Annotated in this window: 19 protein-coding genes; 10 read left to right on the plus strand and 9 right to left on the minus strand. The window is 67.3% G+C overall.

The features are described from left to right. Window positions 1–1,200: a toxic anion resistance protein gene (locus BGP17_RS08025; RefSeq protein ID WP_167301251.1), complete on the minus strand. Its 1,200-nt coding sequence runs from the start codon at window positions 1,198–1,200 to the stop codon at window positions 1–3. A 112-nt stretch (window positions 1,201–1,312) separates the two neighbouring features. Continuing rightward, complete coding sequence (locus BGP17_RS08030) at window positions 1,313–1,660, minus strand: hypothetical protein (protein WP_144034393.1); 348 nt, start codon at window positions 1,658–1,660, stop codon at window positions 1,313–1,315. 139 nt (window positions 1,661–1,799) lie between these two features. Between BGP17_RS08030 and BGP17_RS08035 the strand changes: the two genes are divergently transcribed. Next, a complete protein-coding gene (locus BGP17_RS08035; RefSeq protein ID WP_286711608.1) occupies window positions 1,800–3,515 on the plus strand; it encodes a M61 family metallopeptidase in 1,716 nt (571 codons plus the stop codon). Between the two features lie 13 nt (window positions 3,516–3,528). Here BGP17_RS08035 and BGP17_RS08040 read toward each other — a convergent pair whose 3' ends face one another. Continuing rightward, a complete protein-coding gene (locus BGP17_RS08040; protein ID WP_286711609.1) occupies window positions 3,529–3,915 on the minus strand; it encodes a VOC family protein in 387 nt (128 codons plus the stop codon). An 81-nt stretch (window positions 3,916–3,996) separates the two neighbouring features. Between BGP17_RS08040 and BGP17_RS08045 the strand changes: the two genes are divergently transcribed. Next, the gene (locus BGP17_RS08045) at window positions 3,997–4,770 is read left to right on the plus strand and encodes an AraC family transcriptional regulator (protein WP_286711610.1); all 774 of its coding nucleotides are present in this window, start codon (window positions 3,997–3,999) and stop codon (window positions 4,768–4,770) included. Here BGP17_RS08045 and BGP17_RS08050 read toward each other — a convergent pair. Further along, a complete protein-coding gene (locus BGP17_RS08050) occupies window positions 4,745–5,320 on the minus strand; it encodes an NADPH-dependent FMN reductase (RefSeq protein ID WP_286711611.1) in 576 nt (191 codons plus the stop codon). The two genes, BGP17_RS08045 and BGP17_RS08050, sit on opposite strands and share 26 nt — an antisense overlap. A 312-nt stretch (window positions 5,321–5,632) precedes the next feature. Between BGP17_RS08050 and typA the strand changes: the two genes are divergently transcribed. The 4 genes from typA to BGP17_RS08070 all read left to right on the plus strand — a co-directional run bounded on the left by typA (window position 5,633) and on the right by BGP17_RS08070 (window position 9,566). Beyond that, window positions 5,633–7,474 carry a translational GTPase TypA gene (gene typA, locus BGP17_RS08055; RefSeq protein WP_167301255.1) on the plus strand — a complete coding sequence of 614 codons (1,842 nt, stop codon included), beginning with the start codon at window positions 5,633–5,635 and terminating at the stop codon, window positions 7,472–7,474. 111 nt (window positions 7,475–7,585) lie between these two features. Further along, window positions 7,586–8,008: a DUF805 domain-containing protein gene (locus BGP17_RS08060; RefSeq protein WP_286711612.1), complete on the plus strand. Its 423-nt coding sequence runs from the start codon at window positions 7,586–7,588 to the stop codon at window positions 8,006–8,008. Between the two features lie 79 nt (window positions 8,009–8,087). Continuing rightward, window positions 8,088–8,651 carry a hypothetical protein gene (locus BGP17_RS08065; protein ID WP_286711613.1) on the plus strand — a complete coding sequence of 188 codons (564 nt, stop codon included), beginning with the start codon at window positions 8,088–8,090 and terminating at the stop codon, window positions 8,649–8,651. Window positions 8,652–8,708: 57 nt separating this feature from the next. Beyond that, a complete protein-coding gene (locus BGP17_RS08070) occupies window positions 8,709–9,566 on the plus strand; it encodes a rhamnogalacturonan acetylesterase (RefSeq protein WP_286711614.1) in 858 nt (285 codons plus the stop codon). Between the two features lie 19 nt (window positions 9,567–9,585). Here the strand turns inward: BGP17_RS08070 and BGP17_RS08075 are convergent, their stop codons facing one another. Further along, the gene (locus BGP17_RS08075; RefSeq protein WP_167301259.1) at window positions 9,586–9,987 is read right to left on the minus strand and encodes an EVE domain-containing protein; all 402 of its coding nucleotides are present in this window, start codon (window positions 9,985–9,987) and stop codon (window positions 9,586–9,588) included. 143 nt (window positions 9,988–10,130) lie between these two features. On the opposite strand from BGP17_RS08075, the gene BGP17_RS08080 reads away from it, so the two are divergent. Genes BGP17_RS08080 through BGP17_RS08090 form a run of 3 tightly spaced genes read left to right on the plus strand, consistent with a single transcriptional unit; the run spans window position 10,131 to window position 12,503 of the window. Continuing rightward, the gene (locus tag BGP17_RS08080) at window positions 10,131–10,502 is read left to right on the plus strand and encodes a hypothetical protein (RefSeq protein WP_167301260.1); all 372 of its coding nucleotides are present in this window, start codon (window positions 10,131–10,133) and stop codon (window positions 10,500–10,502) included. Between the two features lie 50 nt (window positions 10,503–10,552). Then, window positions 10,553–12,214, plus strand: a complete 1,662-nt coding sequence (locus BGP17_RS08085) for an FAD-dependent oxidoreductase (RefSeq protein WP_286711615.1) — start codon at window positions 10,553–10,555, stop codon at window positions 12,212–12,214. Window positions 12,215–12,230: 16 nt separating this feature from the next. After that, complete coding sequence (locus BGP17_RS08090; RefSeq protein WP_167301262.1) at window positions 12,231–12,503, plus strand: DUF3297 family protein; 273 nt, start codon at window positions 12,231–12,233, stop codon at window positions 12,501–12,503. A 229-nt stretch (window positions 12,504–12,732) separates the two neighbouring features. On the opposite strand, the gene BGP17_RS08095 is transcribed toward BGP17_RS08090, so the two are convergent. The 3 genes from BGP17_RS08095 to BGP17_RS08105 all read right to left on the minus strand — a co-directional run bounded on the left by BGP17_RS08095 (window position 12,733) and on the right by BGP17_RS08105 (window position 15,778). Further along, window positions 12,733–13,500 carry an isocitrate lyase/PEP mutase family protein gene (locus BGP17_RS08095; RefSeq protein WP_208413773.1) on the minus strand — a complete coding sequence of 256 codons (768 nt, stop codon included), beginning with the start codon at window positions 13,498–13,500 and terminating at the stop codon, window positions 12,733–12,735. Between the two features lie 437 nt (window positions 13,501–13,937). Beyond that, window positions 13,938–14,744 carry a LytR/AlgR family response regulator transcription factor gene (locus BGP17_RS08100; protein ID WP_086128202.1) on the minus strand — a complete coding sequence of 269 codons (807 nt, stop codon included), beginning with the start codon at window positions 14,742–14,744 and terminating at the stop codon, window positions 13,938–13,940. Further along, entirely contained in the window at window positions 14,741–15,778 is a 1,038-nt protein-coding gene (locus BGP17_RS08105; protein ID WP_086128473.1) for a sensor histidine kinase, read from the minus strand. Before BGP17_RS08105 ends, BGP17_RS08100 begins: the two co-directional genes overlap by 4 nt. Window positions 15,779–16,013: 235 nt before the next feature. Between BGP17_RS08105 and BGP17_RS08110 the strand changes: the two genes are divergently transcribed. Beyond that, the gene (locus tag BGP17_RS08110; protein ID WP_380925878.1) at window positions 16,014–16,568 is read left to right on the plus strand and encodes an HD domain-containing protein; all 555 of its coding nucleotides are present in this window, start codon (window positions 16,014–16,016) and stop codon (window positions 16,566–16,568) included. Window positions 16,569–16,748: 180 nt separating this feature from the next. On the opposite strand, the gene BGP17_RS08115 is transcribed toward BGP17_RS08110, so the two are convergent. Then, a complete protein-coding gene (locus tag BGP17_RS08115) occupies window positions 16,749–19,541 on the minus strand; it encodes a TonB-dependent receptor (protein ID WP_286711617.1) in 2,793 nt (930 codons plus the stop codon). Between the last annotated feature and the right edge of the window lie 62 nt (window positions 19,542–19,603).

Consider the following 19,603-nt stretch of genomic DNA (forward strand, 5'->3'; position numbering starts at 1 on the left):
CTACATCGCCTCCAGCTTGAACGTCTCCGCCCCGCCCGCGACCTGGTTCTGCGCCGCCCCTTCGGCCCGGGCGATATAGCCCTTCGACTTCTCGACTTCGTTCGACAGCGTGTTGACCGTGGTCTTCATGCTGTCGAGCGCCTTGAGCTTGAACGTGTCGATCGCGTCCATCGTGTCATAGATGTTCTGGAACGCGCGCTGCAGCGTCTCCACCGGGATCGTCGAGTTCGCCGCCTGTTCGTGGATCGCGGCCGACTGGCTCTTGAGCAGCGCGCCGGTCGAATCGATCAGCCCCGCGGTGGTGCTGTTCAGCGCGGTGATCTGGTCGAGCACCAGCTTCTGGTTGGTCAGCGCCTGTGCCACGGTGACGGCGGTGCGCAATGCCGAGACCGTGGTGGTGGAAGCGCGGTCGACGCCCTTCACCAGCTCGACATTGTTCTTCTTGACCAGGTCGAGCGCCAGATAGCCCTGCACCGTCACCGCCATCTGGGTGAGCAGATCCTGGGTGCGCTGGCGGACATAGAAGAGCGCGGTCTCGCGCAGCGCCTTGGCCTTGGCGGGATCGGTATGGTCCAGCTCGTTGGCCTTGTCCTCGATCTTCGCGTCCATCGCCTTGGACAGATAGATCATCTGTTCCAGCCGGCCCATCGCGGCCCACAGGTTGGTCCGCTCGGTATCGATCGCGGCATTGTCCATCAGCAGCTCGTCCTTGCCGTTGGACAGGCTCTTGAGGATGCCGTTGATATGGGTCTGCGACGACTGGTACTTGCGGAAATATTGCTGCATCCCGCCGCCGAACAGCTTCGACAGGAAGCCCTGGCTCCCGCCGATCAGCTTGCCGTTCTGGCTGGGGTCGAGCTCCTCCACCTTCTTGCGCAGCGCGAGCAGGTCGGCGCCGACGCCGTCATTGCCCATCGCCTTGACCGGGCGATCGAGGAAGCGGTTGGACTGGCCCGCCGCGTCGCGGATCTCCTTCTGCCCCATCGCCGCGATCGCATCGACGCGCTTGCCGAACTCGGGCGAGTTGACGTCCTGCGCGACGAGATCGTCGATGAAGCTGTCGACCCGCGCCTCCAGCTCGGACTTCTTGCCGTCGTCCACCGGCACCAGTCCCGCCGCCTTTTCGGGCGCGACGGCCTTTACCGGCTCGGGCGGGGTGAGCACCAGATCCTGTTCGGCCACCGCAGTCTCGCTCGCCATTCCCACGTCTCCAAACTGTCCGGCCCCCAGCATAGGATCATCCGGACGGCAAACCAACTGTGTGATTTATGTAATACACCTGGGCGCCTGCGCCAAGGGCCAAGCCCCTGGCTCAGCGGCTTTCGCTCTTCACCAGGCTCGAGCGATAGATCTGCTCGCCATTGCGCAGCACGGTGAGCTGGCAGCCATTTTGCGGCTCGCTCTCGCCCGCGCAGAAGCGCGCGCCCTCGGCCGCGCCGCTGGCGGCCGTGGCGGTGGCGCCCTTGGCGGCGGAGAGGCGCACCGGTTCGCCCGATCCGGCCACCAGCACATGGCAGGTGCCGCTGCTCGAATCGCGGCAGTTGAGCAGCAGCTTGCCGGTGGCGAAGTCGGCATCGAGCACCAGGCTGATATTGCGCTTCTCGGTCTTGCCCGAACAGCCCGCGAGCAGCACCAGCGCCAGCAGCACACCCTTGTTCATCATGATCTCCTTCGCCGCCAGCATAGCGCGGTTTCGCGCCCGAAATAGCCGGCACGACGATCGCCGGGCGGCATTCCGTTCATCCGCCGGTCAGCCTTTGCGGCGATACATCGGGGCGGGCACGGAAAAGGGGATCTTCATGCACCATTGGTTGCGCATCGCGGCGCTGCCCGTCCTGCTCGCGCTCGGCGCGGCCTCGGCGGCGCCCGCGCCCGCGATATCCTATGAACTCGCGCCGGTGCTGCAGGGCGATGCGATCGCCGCGCTCGAAGTCACGATCCGGCTGCGCGCCGACAAATCGGGCGTCACTACGCTCGATTGGGCCGATGGCTGGGCCGGCGAGGACAAGCTCGGCCAATGGGCGCGCGACATCCGCATCCAGGGCGGCACGTCCGCCACCCCGGCGCCGCATGGCGGGCGCATCGTCCGTTCCGCCCCGGGCGCGCCGCTGGTCATGCGCTATCGGATCGTCTCTGCCTATGACGCGGATCCCAGCGTGGCGGACAGCGAGCAGGCCCGTCCGGTCGTGCGCCCCGGCTGGTTCTATTCGGTGGGCGAGATCCTCTATGCCCGCCCCGTCGGGCGCGACGATGCGCCGGCCCGCTTCGCCTGGAAGGGGCCCGCCGGCATCGGCTTCGCCTCGGATACCGAGCATTCGACCGGCCTTGGCGGCCGCCCCCGCAGCGTGGGCGACATCCTCGAGAGCATCGCGATCGGCGGGCGCGATCTCTCCGTCACCACCATCATGGTGAAGGGCGCGCCCGTCCGCGTCGCGCATGTCGGCCGCTTCGGCTTCGACGTCCGGGCGTTCGACCGGCTGGCCGGCGAAGTGGTGGCGGTCGAGCGCGACTTCTGGCGCGAGACCGGCGCCGGCCCCTTCCTGATCACGGCGATCCCGCTGGCGTCGATGCCCGGGCGGCTAAGCTATGGCGGCACCGGCCGCAGCGACGCCTTCGCCACCTGGATCGACCGCGACGCGCCGCTCTCCGGCCTGGGCTGGCTGCTCGCGCACGAATATTTCCACAGCTGGAATGCGCGCCAGCTCGGCCGCTTCCCCGAAACGGCCGAGGCCGAGGCCTATTGGCTGAGCGAGGGCTTCACCGATTTCTATGCGCGCCGGCTGATGCTGCGCGCCGGCCTGTGGACGCCGGAGAAGTTCGCCGCCGACTGGAACGAGATGCTGCGCGCCTATGCCGCCTCGTCCTTCCGGACCGCCGGCAATGTCGAGGCCGCCGCCAAGTTCTGGACCGGCGGCCAGGATGCGGAGAAGATCCCCTATCAGCGCGGATCGATGCTCGCCGCGCTATGGGACCGGCAGCTCCAGGCGAAGGGACTGGGGGATCTCGACACGGTGCTGCGCGCCCAGCGCGACCGGTTGCGCGGCGCGGCGGAACTGCCCCGGCTTACCGACGCGTTCGCTGCGGAGATGGACCGTGCGGGGCTCGATATCCGCCCCGACGTCGATCGCTATCTGGCGCGCGGCGAGCCGCTGTTCCTGCCCGAGGACGCCTTCGGCGCCTGCGCCCGGCTGGTCACCGCCGATGTGCCGGTGTTCGATCGCGGCTGGGACAATGCCGCCACGCAAAGGGCCGGCAACGTGCTCACCGGCGTCGATCCCGCTTCCAACGCCTATGCCGCCGGGCTGCGCGACGGGATGAAGATCCTGCGGCGCACCGCCGGCGAGCCGGGCAATTCGACGGTGGATTTCGTGGTGGAAGTGCAGGACGGCGCGACGAAGCGCAGCGTCACCTTCCGCCCGGCCGGCGGGAAGACGCTGCGCACCCAGCAGATCGTCCTCGATTCGGCGCGCTTCGCTGCCGAGCCGGAGACGTGCAAGGCGGCGCTGGCCGGATAGGACGGCCCCGGGGCTATCCGCGCGGCCGCGCCTCATAGCGCATCGCGCCGATGTCGTTGCCTTCGGTGTCGAGGAAGCGGATCAGCGTGCCGACCGTCGGAATCACGGCGCGCGGCAGGGTGATCGTGCCGCCATGCGCGACGACGCGCTCGGCCACCGCGTCGACATCGTCGACCGCGAAGGTCGGCTCGATCCCGTTCAGTCCCTCGCCGCTGCGCGGAACATGCCGCTTGTGCATCAGCCCCTGCACGCCCGGCGCATCCGCGTCGCCGGTATGGATCAGGTAGAAGCCCGGCGGGCCCCAGGGCTCGAATTCCCAGCCGAACACCGCTTCGTAGAAGCTGCGGGCGCGATCGACATCGTCGACATGGAGGGCGAAGGAAGCAAGGTTGGCGGGCATCGGCATCGCTCCGGCATCGGGGAGGGCATGGCGGGATTGTGTCGCGCTCGCGCCTTCGCCGCAATCCCGCTATAACGGCGCATGATGTCGCGAATCCGGCGCAGCGTGGCCGACGAGCCCTTTCTGCTGATCCGCACGGCGGCGAGCGACCATCATGCCGGCGAGGCGATCCCGCCGCATGCGCATGACTGGCACCAGCTGGTCCATGCCGCTGCCGGGATGATGGAGATCTGGACCGAGCGGGGTTCGTGGATCGCGCCCAGCGGCCGGGCGGTGTGGGTGCCGGCGGGCGTGCGGCACGGCATCCGCTTTGCCGCGGCGAGCACGCTCCGCACCCTCTATCTCCAGCCGGAATGGGCGCAGGGGCTGCCGCGCGACTGCGTGGCCGTCACGGTGTCGCCGCTGCTGCGCGAGCTGGTGCTGCGGGCCGTGGCCTGGGGGATGCTCGACGGCCGCCGCCCCGCCGAAGCGGCAGTGGCGCTGCTGGTCCGCGAGGAATTCCGGCGCTCCGATACGCCGCCCTTCGATCTGCCCGAGCCGGCCAGCCAGGCGATGCGGCGCGCCGCCGATCTGGCCCGCAGGGGCAGGCGCGGGCCGGAGATCGCGACGGCGACCGGCATGAGCCTGCGCGCGCTCGAGCGCCGCTTCCGATCGGAAACCGGCCTGAGCCTGGGCCGCTGGCGCCGCCATGCGCTGCTGCTGGCCGCGATGGAACGGCTTGGCGCGGGCGAGCCGGTCAAGTCGGTTGCCGCCCATGCCGGTTTCGCCACGCCCAGCGCCTTCGTCGCCGCCTTCCGCGCCGCATTCGGCGAGACGCCGGGATGCTATTTCAGCCTGCCGCCCGCGCGTTCCTGAGCGCCGTGCCCCACCAGGCCAGCTCGTCGAACAGATGGTTCAGCCGTGCGCCTTCGCGCGTGTCCGCGGCGAAGCGGCCGCCCTCGCGCCGGTTCCACACGCCCTGCAGGTGGAGCGCCCCTTCCAGCGGCGCCATCTGCAGCTCGCGCGAGACCATGGTGAGCTGCTCCACCGCACGCGCGCCGCCCATGCCGCCATAGGCGACGAAGGCCACCGGCTTGCGGTTCCATTCGGCATAGACGGTGTCGAGCGCGTTCTTGAGCACCGCGGGGATGCCGTGATTATATTCGGGCGCGATCAGGATGAAGCCGTCGGCGCTCGCCACCTTCTCGCCCCAGGCGATCTGCTTGGCGTCGGCATAGTCGCCCGCCGCGGGCGGCTTGGGATGAGGATAGAAGGGCAGGTCCCATTGCTTCAGGTCGATCAGCTCGCAGTCGAGATCGTCGCGATCCGCATCCGCCGCGCCCATCACCCAGTTGCCGATCGGCTCCGCCACCCGTCCCTCGCGGACAGATCCGAGGATGACGAGGATCTTCAGCTTTTGCGTCATTGTCTTCCCTTCGTGCATGCCGCGCTGCCCGGCGCGGCGCCTTTGCGGTTCAGGATGGCCGATGCGCGCGCGTGCTCCAACCACCCATTTGGCGCCCCCTTCCGGCGATCGCCGCCCGCGCCCGGCGCGCCGCCGCCGTCGCGCGCGATGGGGCAGGGGGCCTTGCGACCCTCCGCTGCCGGTCGCTCCCGCCCGGGCGCGGGGAGAGGCAACGGAGTCAATGCCTTCGTCCGGCGGGCTGCCGAATCACCGGGCTTCCCGCAACGCACAAATTGCTGTACGGGCCCGCCAACTTCTTTCCAGGAAAGCACCATGAACCTCCGCAACGTGGCGATCATCGCCCACGTCGACCACGGCAAGACCACGCTCGTCGACCAGCTCTTCCGCCAGTCCGGCACCTTCCGCGACAACCAGCGCGTCGAAGAGCGCGCGATGGATTCGAACGACCTCGAAAAGGAGCGCGGCATCACCATCCTGGCGAAGCCGACCTCGGTCGAGTGGGCGCCTCCGGGCGGCGGCGAGCCGGTTCGCATCAACATCGTCGACACCCCGGGTCACGCGGACTTCGGCGGCGAGGTGGAGCGCATCCTCTCGATGGTCGACGGCGTGATCCTGCTGGTCGATTCGTCGGAAGGCGCGATGCCGCAGACCAAGTTCGTCACCGGCAAGGCGCTCAAGCTCGGCCTGCGCCCGATCGTGGTCGTCAACAAGATCGACCGTTCGGACGCGCGCGTGCAGGAAGTGCTCGACGAGGTGTTCGACCTGTTCGTCACGCTCGAGGCCAATGACGAGCAGCTCGACTTCCCGGTGCTCTACGCCTCGGGCCGCAACGGCTATGCCTCGGACGACGCCGATGCGCGCGAAGGCACGCTGCAGCCGCTGTTCGAGAAGATCGTCGAGCATGTGCCGCCGCCCGCGCTCGACCAGGACGCGCCGTTCAGCTTCCTCGTGACGCTGCTCGACCGCGACAATTTCCTCGGCCGCATCCTCACCGGCCGCGTCCAGTCGGGCACGGTCAAGCTCAACCAGCCGATCCATGCGCTCGATGCCGAGGGCAAGGTGATCGAGACCGGCCGTGCCTCGAAGATCATGACCTTCCAGGGCCTGGAGCGCGTGCCGACCGACGAAGCCAGGGCGGGCGACATCATCTCGCTGGCCGGCCTGACGGTGGCCACCGTGTCGAACACCATCGCGGACACGTCGGTCAGCACGCCGATCCAGGCGCAGCCGATCGACCCGCCGACGCTGTCGATGCGCTTCGCCGTCAACGATTCGCCGATGGCGGGCCGCGAGGGCAGCAAGGTGACGTCGCGCATGATCCGCGACCGCCTCGAGCGCGAAGCCGAGAGCAATGTCGCGATCAAGGTCACCGAGAGCGAGGACAAGGACTCGTTCGAAGTCGCCGGCCGCGGCGAACTCCAGCTCGGCGTGCTGATCGAGACGATGCGCCGCGAGGGCTTCGAGCTCGGCATCAGCCGCCCGCGCGTGCTGTTCGGCGAGGACGAGAGCGGCAAGAAGACCGAGCCGTACGAAACCGTCGTGATCGACGTGGACGACGAATTCTCGGGCACGGTCGTCGACAAGATGAACCAGCGCAAGGCCGAGATGACCGATATGCGCCCCTCGGGTGGCGGCAAGACCCGCATCACCTTCTCGGCGCCCTCGCGCGGCCTGATCGGCTATCATGGCGAGTTCCTGTCGGACACCCGCGGCACCGGCATCATGAACCGCCTGTTCGAGAAATACGGCCCCCACAAGGGCAATATCGAAGGCCGCAAGAACGGCGTGCTGATCTCGAACGGCAATGGCGAGGCGCAGAGCTATGCCCTGGGCCCGCTCGAGGAGCGCGGCATCCTGTTCGTCGGCCATGGCGAGGCCCTGTATGAGGGCATGATCGTCGGCGAGAACGCCAAGACGGAAGACCTTGAGGTCAATCCGATGAAGGCGAAGCAGCTCACCAACTTCCGCGCCTCGGGCGGCAAGGACGACGCCGTCCGCCTGACCCCGCCGAAGAAGATGACGCTGGAGCAGGCGATCGCGTACATCGACGATGACGAGATGGTCGAGGTGACGCCCACCAAGATCCGCCTGCGCAAGCGCCACCTCGATCCGCACGAGCGCAAGCGCGCCTCGCGGGCGAAGCACGCCGCTTAAGACCTTTCCTGCAGGCACCGATCTGTGTTTAGCTCCGTCCGGTCCCCAATGGATCGGGCGGAGTTTTCATGGGCCTCGTTCGCGGGGCGACATCGTGGGATCGGGGGCGTGATGGAGTTGTTGCTTCGGCCGTGGAAACTCTACGCCGATTCCAACGGGCGTTCGCGCCGTGCGGAATTCTGGCTCTTCTATCTGGTGAAATACGGCCCGCTGCTCCTGGCCGGGATGCTCATGGCCGCTTTCGATTCGCGCGTGGGCGACAATCGTGCCGATGTCGATGCACTGGTTGGAACGGCCGGGATCATCATACTCGTCTGGCTGCTTGCGACGTTCGTGCCCTCGATCGTCCTGCTCGCCCGCCGGCTGCATGATTTCGACGCCAGCGGCAAATGGGCTTGGACGACTTTCGTCCCGTATCTCGGGTTCCTCGCCGTGATCGTGATCGGCCTGATTCCGGGAACCAAGGGCGAGAATGAGAAGGGCGAGGATCCGCGCGACCTGGATGCGAACGCGATGGCCGAGGTCTTCGAGTGATTTGGGGGGCGGGGCTTTCCAACGGACGGATATCTATGATTAGCTCCGTCTCGTCCCAGTAGGTCGGACGGAGTTCTCTATGCTGCTCACGGTGCTGGCCCTGATCGCCGCGCAGGAAGCGCCGGGCACGGTCAACCAGCCGAAACAGGGTGCGGACGGCAAGCAGAGCTGGTCGATCCTCAACGATCCCTGCTCCAGCGGCCCGCCGCGCAAGCCGGACGAGATCGTGGTCTGCGGCCAGGGCGTCGATTCCGTTCCCCGCCTGCCGCTCCCCGGCGAGCGCGGTCCGCCCGACCGGCCGATGCCGAGCAATCCGGACGTGAGCGGCATCGGCGCGCTCAACGCCTCGATCGCGCCCTGCGCCACCCGGTCCGAAGGCTGCACGACGGGCATCAATATCCTCGGCATGGGCACGGCCCTGATCCGCGGCGTGGGCAAGCTGGTCGACCCGAACAGCTGCTGCGAGGAGCCGGGCGAGGCGACCAACCCGGTCAAGCTGATCGGCGATGCAATTGGCGGGGTGGGGCGCAGCTTCAAGAAGAAACCCGACAAGGCCGGCCGCGTCGCCATCCCGCTCGACGACCTGCCGCCGCCCGAGCCGCGCCGGCTGCGCGATCTCGAGGTCCGCCTGCCGCTGCCTTGACCTTTGCTACCGGTGTCATCTAGCGTCCACTCCTGAGCGACATCGGGGGAGGATTGGATGCGAGGGGCTATGTTCGCCGGTTTGGCACTGGCGCTGTCGGCCGGCGCGGCACAGGCGCAGACTGCCCCGCAGGACCGCCCCCCGGCGGTGCCGATCAAGGCGTCGAAGATCATCCTGGTCGGCGATTCCACCACTCAGGTGCTGTCGGGCTGGGGCGGCAGCTTCTGCGCCTATCACGTCATCAGTTTCGCCGCCTGCGTGAACCTCGCCCGGGGCGGGCGCAGCACCTATAGCTACCGGGCCGAGGGCAGCTGGGACCTGGCACTGGCCGAGATGAAGACGCGCGGCTTCGCGAAGACCTGGGTGCTCATCCAGTTCGGCCATAACGACCAGCCGGGCAAGCCGGGCCGCTCGACCGATCTCGCCACCGAATTCCCGGCGAACCTGCGCCTCTATGTCCAGGAGGCCCGCGCCGCCGGCGCCGAACCGGTCCTTCTCACGCCGCTCACCCGGCGCCAGTTCAAGGCGGGCAAGCTCGAGCGCGATCTCGATCCCTGGGCGGAGGCGATCCGCAAGGTGGCGGCGGAGCTGAAGGTGCCGCTGGTCGATCTCAACCGGCGCAGCGCCGATGCGGTGGAGGCGCTGGGGCCGTCGATGGCCAACCGCTTCGCGCAGGTGCCGCCGGCCCGCGAGGTCGCCGCCGCGGCGCTTGCCGGCACCACGATCGCCAACCCGGTCGCGGCCGTCGCCCAGGCCCTGCCGCAGGACAATGCTGCGGTCGAGCCGCTGGGCGATGCCAGGCTCGCCTTCGACTATACGCATCTCGGCCCGGTAGGCGCCGATTTCTTCTCGAAGATGGTGGCCGACGCGCTGGCGGTCGCCGCGCCGGGGATGCGCCCGCTGCTGGTACCCTGAGACTAGCGGCGCCGCCCGATCAGGCGTCGCCCAGCGCGAGCAGCACGGCCCATTCGTCGTCGCGGACGGGCGTGACCGAGAGGCGGGACTGGCGGAGCACTTCGAGCTTCGCCAGCCGCGGTTCGGCCTTGAGCATGGCGAGCGTCACGGGCCTGGCGAGCTTGCGCACCGGCTTCACCGCGACGCTGGCCCATTTGCCGTCATCGCCGTCCGGCTGCCAGGCGCGGGTGATCTCCATGATTCCCACCGCTGCCTTCTCGGTGTTCGAATGATAGAACAGGGCCTGGTCGCCCGGCGCCATGTCCTTCAGGAAGTTGCGGGCAGTGTAGTTGCGCACGCCGTTCCATTCGGTCGCCCCGTCGCGGACCAGGTCGTCCCAGGAATAGGCGTCGGGTTCGGAGCGGAGGAGCCAGTAGCGCATGCCGCCGCCTTAACCGCCTAAACGGCTGCTTAACAACCGATTCCGAACCAGTTCAGCCGCCGGGCGTTATCTCCATAGCCTCAGCGCCGCGACTCGTCCCTCCTCGGACGGCCGGCAGGCGCCCGCAAATGAGGAGGAAAGTGATGACCAATTTCGTTAAGAAGGCCGTGCTCGGCACCGTCCTGGGCGCGACCGTGCTGGTCGCCGTCGCGCCGGCGGCCGAGGCGCAGCGCTATCGCGGCCATTATCGCGGCCATGACAATACCGGCACCGCAATCGTCGCGGGTATCGCCGGCCTCGCCATCGGTGCCGCGATCGCCAGCGACGGCCGCCGCTACGACCATTATGACCGCCGCTATGACTATGATCGCAGCTATTATCGCGACCATGGCTATTACCCGACCGACGGCTATTATTATCGCGACTATTACCGCTCCTATCGCGGCTATTGCGAGGTCCGCCGGGTGTGGGATCCCTATCTCGATCGCCCGGTGCGGGTCCGCTACTGCCGCTGACGTTTCCGGGGAGGGGTAGCCTGGCGCTGCCCCTCCGCTACGCTGCGGGCATGGGCACCGATTCGCACCTGCAGCCGCGGCAGCACGCCGCCGATCCTTCCGATCCCTATCGCCGGGAAGCCCAGACCTTCCCCGAACTCGACGACGACATGGCCGGGCGCGCCGCCGCCTTTGGCAGCGTCGAGGAATGGCCGGAGGGCGGCGCCCTGTTCGAGCGCGGGCAGCGCAGCGTCGATTTCTTCCTGGTGCTGGCCGGCGCGGTCGAAGTGCTCGACGTCGATGCCAAGGGCCGCGAGCATGTCGTGCATGTCCATGGGGCTCGCCAGTTCACCGGCGAGCTCGATCTGTTCAACGACCGCAAGATCCTCGTCTCCGCCCGGGCGCTGCCCGGCACGCGCCTCGTCCGGGTCGAGCGGCTGGCGTTTCGCCGCCTGATCGCCGCCGAGCCGGACATCGGCGAGGTCGTGATGCGCGCCTTCATCCTGCGCCGGGTGGGCATGATGCTGCACGGCGAGGCAGGCATCGCGCTGATCGGTCCCGCGCACGGCGCGGCCACTGTCCGGATCGAGAGCTTCCTGCGCCGCAACGGGCTGCCCCATCGCCAGATCGACACCGAGACCGATGCCGATGCCGGCGGCTTCCTCGAATGCTTCCGGCTCGCTCCGGAGGACCTGCCTGTGGTGGTGGTCCGGGGCCAGGCGCTGCGCCGGCCGAGCAACGGCCAGGTGGCGGACGCGCTTGGCCTCACCGTCGAGCTCGATCCCGCCCATGTCCATGACGTCGCCGTGGTCGGTGCCGGCCCCGCCGGGCTTGCCTCCGCCGTCTATGCCGCCTCGGAGGGGCTCGACACGATCGTCGTCGAATCGATCGCGCCGGGCGGGCAGGCCGGGACCAGCTCCAAGATCGAGAATTATCTCGGCTTCCCCACCGGCATCTCGGGCCAGGCGCTGGCCGGACGGGCCCAGGTGCAGGCGCAGAAGTTCGGCGCGCGCCTGCTGGTCTCGCGCGGCGCGGTGGGGCTCGATTGCGCCGCAACGCCGTTCGTCGTGCGGCTCGACGACGGGACCGAGATCCGCTCGCGCGTCGTGGTGGTCGCCACCGGCGCCCGCTATCGCAAGCTCGACTTGCCGCGCTATGCCGAGCTGGAGGGCAACGGCATCTATTATGCCGCCACCAACATGGAAGCCGGGCTCTGCGCCGGGCAGGAAGTGGTGGTGGTGGGCGGCGGCAACTCGGCCGGGCAGGCGGCGATCTACCTCGCCCGCAGCGCGGGGCATGTCCACATCCTGGTCCGCGGCAAGGGGCTGGCCGAGACGATGTCGCGCTATCTGATCGACCGGATCGAGGCTTCGGACCGGATCACGCTGCACCCCTTCACCGAAGTGACCGCGCTGGAGGGCGAGCGGCACCTGACCGGCCTGGGCTGGACCGACCGCAAGAGCGGCGAGGCGAGCCGGCGCCGCGTGGGCGCGCTGTTCGTGATGATCGGCGCGGTGCCCGCGACCGACTGGCTGGACGGCTGCCTCGACCTGGATCCCGCCGGCTTCGTGCGGACGGGGAGCGGCGACACCTTCTTCTGCTCGTCCAGGCCGGGCATCTTCGCGGTCGGCGACGTCCGCTCGGGCTCGGTCAAGCGAGTCGCGTCGGGCGTGGGCGAGGGATCGGTGGTGGTCTCTTCGATCCACCGTTATCTTGAAAGCCTGCGCCAATAGCGGCAAAGGGCTGCCCATGAGTGACACGCCCCCGGACCGCCTGTCGGTCAACCAGAACAGCCCCTATTTCCAGCGCGAACTGCTGGAGCGCGGCATCGGCATCCGCTTCAAGGGCAATGAGCGCCGCGACGTCGAGGAATATTGCATTTCCGAAGGCTGGGTCCGCGTCGCGCTCGGCAACAAGGTCGACCGCAAGGGCAACCCGCTGACGATCAAGCTGGTCGGCCCGGTCGAGGCATGGTTCGAGCGGCCCGCCGAAGGCAGCGCGGAAGAAGGCGCCGAGGGCTGATCCGCAATCCTCCCTTGGGAGGTTCTTCGACTCCGCCGACGCACTTTCATCGATGACGCCGATGTTTGTGCTTATCCCTTGAGACAAGTAGCCCTTTCGTCATCCCCGCGCAGGCGGGGACCCAGGGTCTCTCTGCCGTATCGCCCGTGACTCTGGACCCCCGCCTGCGCGGGGATGACGATTATGGGACCACCCTTGTCTCAAGGGGGCAAACGCGTTCAGCACGAAGCTACGCCGAAAACGCCGCCCGGGCCGCATCCTCGAACGCCTTGAGCGCGGCCAGGTGCGGGAAGGGGCCGTGGCTGATCCGCGCGATGCCCGTCTCCGCCACGGCCCGGGCATCCGGGGCACCGGGAAAGGCCATGAAGTTCACCGGCAGCGGCACCGCCTTCGCCACCCGCTCGAGCAGCGCGAGATCGGCGAGGCCGGGGACGAAGAAGCCGCTCGCGCCGGCATCGGCATAGGCCTTGCCGCGCGCGATCGCCGCATCGGCCATCGCCGCGTCATGCGTATCGCCGGGCGCGATCAGGAAGATGTCGGTGCGGGCGTTGAGGAAGAAATCCGGGCCCACCGTCCAGCGGATCGCCGCGATGCGGGCGGCCTGTTCCTCGATGCCATGCAGGGCGCGCGCGGCAGTGCCGTGGCTGGCCACGATCTGATCCTCGAAATTGCAGCCGATCGCGCCCGTGGCGGCAAGCTTCTCGACATTGGCGGCAACCGCATCGGGATCGACCGCATAGCCGCCCTCGAAATCCACGCTCACCGGCAGCGCCACCGCCGCCACGGTGCGCCGCGCATTGGCCAGGGCGAGATCGAGCGGCAGCGCCTCCGCATCGTCATAGCCATGTGCGGTGGAGACCGAGGCGCTGCCCGTGGCGATTGCCCGGGCGCCGGCGCGCTCCGCCGCGCGTGCGCTGCCCGCATCCCATATGTTGAACAGGATCACCGGATCGCCGGGCACATGAAGCGCGGCAAAGCTCTGATACTTGGCGGACATGACGGAACCCCTCTTGTTCATGTATTGTTCTAGAAGGGTAACGGCGCCGCGGCAAGGGGGTCGTAGCGCCGTCTCGTAACCATGCTGACAAGATCTTGTCACTTGGCCCGGCGCCCACGGGCGCGGCGGATCCAGGCTCTGGACCTGTGCCCGTTGGGGATCCCCAGGAGGCAAGGATAGCCTCATGACCGTCATCCCCGCCTGCACGGGGATGACGATTGAAGGAATATCAGCCCTCGACCTAGGGTTAGAACCCGATCAAGGCCTTGATTTCGTTCGTCATCCCCGCGGAGGCGGGGATCCAGGGCCAAGGGTGGGGTGCGTGCGGCAGGTCCAGCCCTCTCCGGAGAGCGTTCGCGTGATGGCATCGATATCCCGCACTACCCCGGATCCCCGCCTGCACGGGGATGACAAGGTTTGCTGAACGAGTCTTGACCCTAGTGGACGAACCGCGCCACCACGTCGCGATAGGAGCGGCTCACCTTCACCTGCGCGCCCGAATCGAGCACGAGGAAGCATTCGCCATTGGTGTGCGGCTTGACCTGGCGGACCAGGTCGAGATTGACGATGGTCGAACGGTGCACGCGCTGGAAGCGGCGCGGATCCAGCCGCTTCTCGAGATCCTTCATCGTCTCGCGCAGGATCAGCGTGTTGTCGCCGGTGTAGATGCACATATAGTCGCCGGCGGCGTCGATCCGCTCGATCGTGTCGACGTCGACGCGGAAGATCTGGCCGCGATCCTTGATGTTGATCAGCTTCTCGAAACGGTTCGATGCCATCTCGCCGTCCATGGCCGAGGCGGCGATCTCGTCGACCGCTTCGGGAGCCACTTCGGCAAGCACTTCCTTCAGCTTCTCGATCTCCTCGACGCCGCGCTTCTCGCTGAGGCGCTGGCGGACGCGCTCGATCGTATCGGCCAGCCGGGCGGGTTCGACCGGCTTCATCAGATAGTCCACCGCCTGCGCCTCGAAGGCGCGGATCGCGTGATCGCTATAGGCGGTCACGAAGACGAACAGCGGCGGCTCGACTTCCATCAGCCCCTGGACGACCGAGAAGCCGTCGAAACCGGGCATCTGGATGTCGAGGAAGACAAGGTCGGGCTTGTGGGTCTTGATCGAACGGATCGCTTCGCGCCCGTTCGAGCATCTGTCGATGATCTCGACGTCGTCATGTTCCTGAAGCCTCAGCTCGAGCCCCTGGATGGCCAGGGATTCGTCGTCGACCAGAATAGTACGGATGGTCATGCGGCCTCTCGATTAGGTTCCTCGATCTGGAACGGTATCTCGATCTCAACGCTGAACCCCTTCCCTGGGTCCGAACGCGTCTCAAATCGATGGTCAGGCCCGAAAGCCTGGGCCAACCGTTCCTTGATATTGGCGAGCCCCACGCCGGTTGAAAGGGTCGGCCGCTGCTTGGCCTCGATCAATCCCGGACCCGTATCGGATACGGCGATCTGCACTCGTTCTCCGGCGAGCCGAGCGGAGACGGTGATATCGGCGCCCTCTTCCTGGGGCGTGACGGCATATTTGATCGCATTCTCGACGAGCGGCTGGAGCAGCAGCGAAGGCAGCCGCGCCTTGGCGACGCGCTCGTCGATGTCGAAATGCGGGCGCAGGCGCTCGTCGAAGCGCATCTTCTCGATCTCGAGATAGAGCTTCAGCGTCTCGGCCTCCTGGGCGAGCGTGACGTGCGCGGTGGGCTCGTTCGCCAGCGTGTAGCGCAGGAAGGAGGAAAGGCGGGAGAGCATGATGTTCGCCCGCTCGGTCTGCTTCAGCAGCACCAGCGTGGAGATCGAGTTGAGCGTGTTAAACAGGAAATGCGGGTTGAGCTGGTAGCGCAGCATCGCCAGCTGGGCATGGCTCGCCTGCACTTCCAGCGCCTGCATCTGATCGATCTGCTGCTCGACGATCAGATAGAAGTTGATCGCGAAATAGAGCGCGGACCAGCCAGCCAGCACGGTGAAGTTGATGAACACGGTGCCGACGACCAGATTGAACGAGATGTTCGGCGTCGGCATCTTGATGAAGGAATAGATGAACGCGTCGAGCACCGCATAGATCGCCGTCGCCGTGCCCAGCGTCGCCAGCGTCAGCAGGATGCCCGGGATGCGCGGCAACCGCCGGTAATAGCCGTAGAGCGTCGAGAGCAGCAGCGTGAGGCAATAGCCGATGATCGATTCGATGATCACCGCGATCACGCCCTCGACGCTGAAGCCGTTGGACAGCGACACCACGGTGCGCAGCAGCAGATAGCCGGTCCAGCCGCCGGCCTGGAGCATCCAGAAGGCGCGGTTCTTGTCCTCGAAGAACGGGCGCGACAGCGCGGCGGGCGCCGGCTGCTTCAACGGCTGGGCGAGGAACGGGGAGCTAGGATCCAGGGTAGCCACGCCCAAGCCTCTAACACCGCTGACAGGCGGGGGCAAAGAGGCGTAGGCTGGGCGCGCCGGCGCGAGACCGGGGCGATTGCGGAGAGCGAGGATGGATCAGGGCGGCGAACGCGCGAAATTCCACGCGATGACGGAAGGCACCGCCGAGGACTGGGCGATCATCGGCGGGGCGTTCCGCGGCTTTGCGGGCGGATTGCCCGATCGGATCCTGGGGCACCTCAAGCTGCTCGACGGCGATTTCGGCGGATTCGCGATCGACCGGCTGCAGCACTCGCTCCAGACCGCGACGCGCGCGCATCGCGACGGACGCGGCGAGAACTATGTGGTGATGGCCCTGCTCCACGACATTGGCGACACGCTGGGGAGCTACAATCATCCCGAGATCGCCGCCGCGATCCTGCGCCCCTTTGTCAGCGAGGAACTGCACTGGATCGCCGACAAGCACGGCGCCTTCCAGGGCTATTATTTCTTCCACCATCTCGGGCTGGACCGCGAGGTGCGCGAGGGGTTTCGCGGGCATCCGCATTTCGAGGCATGTGCGGAATTCTGCGAGCGCTATGATCAGGCGGCGTTCGACCCGACCTATGAAAGCGCGCCGCTCGCCTTTTTCGAGCCGATGGTCCGCCGCGTCTTCGCGAAGCCGCTGAACAGCATCTACGCACGGGCGCCCGAGGCAGCCTGAGTCCTTCCCGCCGGCAAGTGCCGCGATGCCGTCGCCCCCCCCCCCCGATCCGGGGATGGCCGATGGTCGAGTCGGACCGGCATCGCCGGCGCTTGCAATCGATACGCCCCCCAAACGAAAACCGCCGCTCCGTTTCCGGAGCGGCGGCTTCGTGTTCCCGTTCGGGAAGCGGATCGTGGCTTAGAAGCCGACGACCAGCGTGCCCATCACGGTGCGCGGGTAACCGATCTGGGTGAACGGCGGGTTGCCGTAGTTGGTGATCGCACCCGTCGTCGCGTTGAAGGTCGGGCCCTGGTTCAGCGCGCCGTTGCCGCTGTTGACCGAACCGACCCAGAACTCGTTGAACAGGTTGCGAACATTGACCTGGAAATAGGTCTTCTTGTTCAGGCCGGCCCAGGTGAGGTCGACACGCGCATTGAGGTCAACCAGCGTGTAGGCCGGGGTCTTGGCCGGGAAGATGTCGAAGGTCTGGACCGCACCGTTGACGGTGAGGGCCTGACGGATCGGCTCGTTGGTGTCGTAGATGTAGCGCGGACCCGTGCGCTTCACGTCGATGCCGAGCGACACCGGCTCGATGTCGACCGTCGCGCCGCCACCGAAGGTGTAGACGGGAGCGTTCGACTCGCGCTTGCCGGCGGTCGGGGCGTAGATGATCGTGCCGGCCGTGGTGCGGGCGACCTCGACGTTGTTCACGATCTCCGAGTGGAGGTACGAACCGAAGGCGTAGACGCTCAGCTCCTTGACGGGCTGGTAGGTCACCGAGCCGTCGAAGCCGTACTTACGCACGGTGCCGAGGTTGCGGTAGACCGACTTTTCCAGCTCGGGATCGTAGGACGAAGCCAGACGGTTCTTGTAGTTGGTGTACCACGCGCCGAACTGCGCCTGCAGCGTCGCCGAGCGATAGCGGATGCCGAGGTCGAAATTGTCCGTGGTCTCCGGCTTCGGCGTGGCGCGCTCCGAACCCTTCGGGAAGTAGAAGGAGTTGTAGAGGTTGTCCGTACCCGGGACCTGCAGGCCCTTCGAGTAGTTGCCGAACACGTCGACCTGCGGAGTCAGCGACCAGGTGTAGCCGACGTTCGGCAGCACGCGGTTGTAGTTCAGGACGCGCTGCTGCGGCCCCTGCGTCGCGAAGGAGCAGGTGGTCACGCCGGTGGTCGCCGGCGGCACCGGCGCCGCAGTGACGCAGGTGGCGCCCGAAGCGGCGGCGGCGCTCGGCGTCACCGTCTGGATCGGGGTGCCGGCGAGGAAGCCGGCGACCTGCGAACCGCACTCGATGAAGCCCGAAGCGCTCGACGTGGCGCAATAGTTGGTCAGGTTGCGGCGCATGAACGGCGCGCGGACGCCCGCATTGATCTTCAGCGTGCCGTCGAAGAACTCGCCGCGATATTCGGCCGCGACCTGCTGCAGGATCGCGTACGACAGACGGTCGCGCTTCTGCAGGGAGTTGCCGTTCGCGTCGAGGATCGGGTTGTTGACCGGGAAGACGTCGAAGGGCTTGCCGTTGAGCTGCAGATAGCCGAGCTCGCCGGTCTGACGGTGGCGCGCACGGTCATAGGTGTAGGCGATACGGACGCTCTGGTCGGGCGACAGGTCGTAGCGCAGCGACGCGATGACGCCGATGCGGTGCGTCTGGGTCTGGCTGGGGGCCAGGACGCGAACGGTGTCGAGCGTGTCGCCGTCGCCGTTTAGGTCGCGGCCGGCATAGGGCGTGCCGCCCCAATAGCCCGGCTGGCAGTTCACCGTGCCGCTGTTGGCGGTGGTGTTGCAGTTCGCGCGCGCCGGCGTGCCGGCCGGGTTGAGGTCGAAGCTCGACTCGTTCGCGACGACGGTGCCGCCGCCGTTCGCCTTGACGAACTGGTAGCTCGGGTCGACCGTGAGGACGAGGCCGTCAGACAGGGTGAAGCGCGACTGGCCGCGGATGTTGCCGGTGTTCGACGGGTTGAAGCGCTCGTCGAAGGTCGAGCCGCAGCTGTTGGCGACGTCGGCCACGCCCGGGCGGGCCACCGTGTTGATGGTGCAGGCCGGGACGTTGTAGAACGCTTCGCCGTTGTTCATCGGGTAACGGTCGGTCGCGTTCACGCCGGTGTTGCGCACGCCATTGGAGATGACGACCTGCTGGCCCGCGGGGCAGGGGTTGGTCGTGACGGCGCAGCCGACCGCGCGCTGCACGGTGTCCCAACGCAGCGGAACCGAGCCCTGGAAGTTGTTGCGGTTCTCGTTGTAGTGGCCCGCGATCGCAATGAAGTCGCCGCTATCGCCCAGCGGCTGATAGATCTTGGCGTTGAACTGCTGCTTGTTGATCTTCGAGTTCGGGTTCCAGCGCTGATAGTTGCGCGACTGGCTCGCCGCGAACCACGCACGGGTGCCGGCCGAAGTGAACTCGCCGGTGTCGACGAGGCCGAAGGTGCGGAAGAAGCCGTACTGGCCCACCGAACCGACCAGCTTCACGCCGAAGTCGCGGCTGGGGACGCGCGTGCGGTAGTTGACGGTCGAACCGGTCGCGCCGGCGGTCGGCGAGTCGACGTCGGTCGAGCCGAGGTTGACGTTGACCTGCTCGATCAGTTCCGGATCGATCTGCTGGTTCGAATAGATGGCGTAGTTGCCCGAATCGTTCAGCGGCACGCCGTCGAAGGTCTGGCTGATGCGCGTCGAGTCGAAGCCGCGGATGCTCATCGAGCCGCCCGACGAACCATAGGGATCGTTATTCTGGAAGCTGACGCCCGGGAGCTGGTTGATCAGATCATTGACGCTGGCGCCCGGCGCCTGGCGTTCGATGAATTCCTGCGTGAGGACGCCCTTGGCCCGCGAGGTGTCCGGAATGATGATTCCGTTCACGCCATTGTCGGCACGGCCGCCGGTCACGACGATCTCGGTCTCGCCCTCGAAGTCCTGCGTACCGGTGGACTGCGCGAACGCCGCCCCCGGGACCATCAGCGCGGCAAAAGCCACGCCCGCAAAAAGCTTGGTGCGCATTAGAGGTGTTTCCCTTTCGGTGTGTGCTTATCGTCTGCACTGAACGCGGTGCGGTTCACCGT

Source organism: Sphingomonas sp. 67-41 (assembly GCF_001899725.1).
GTDB lineage: Bacteria > Pseudomonadota > Alphaproteobacteria > Sphingomonadales > Sphingomonadaceae > Sphingomonas > Sphingomonas leidyi.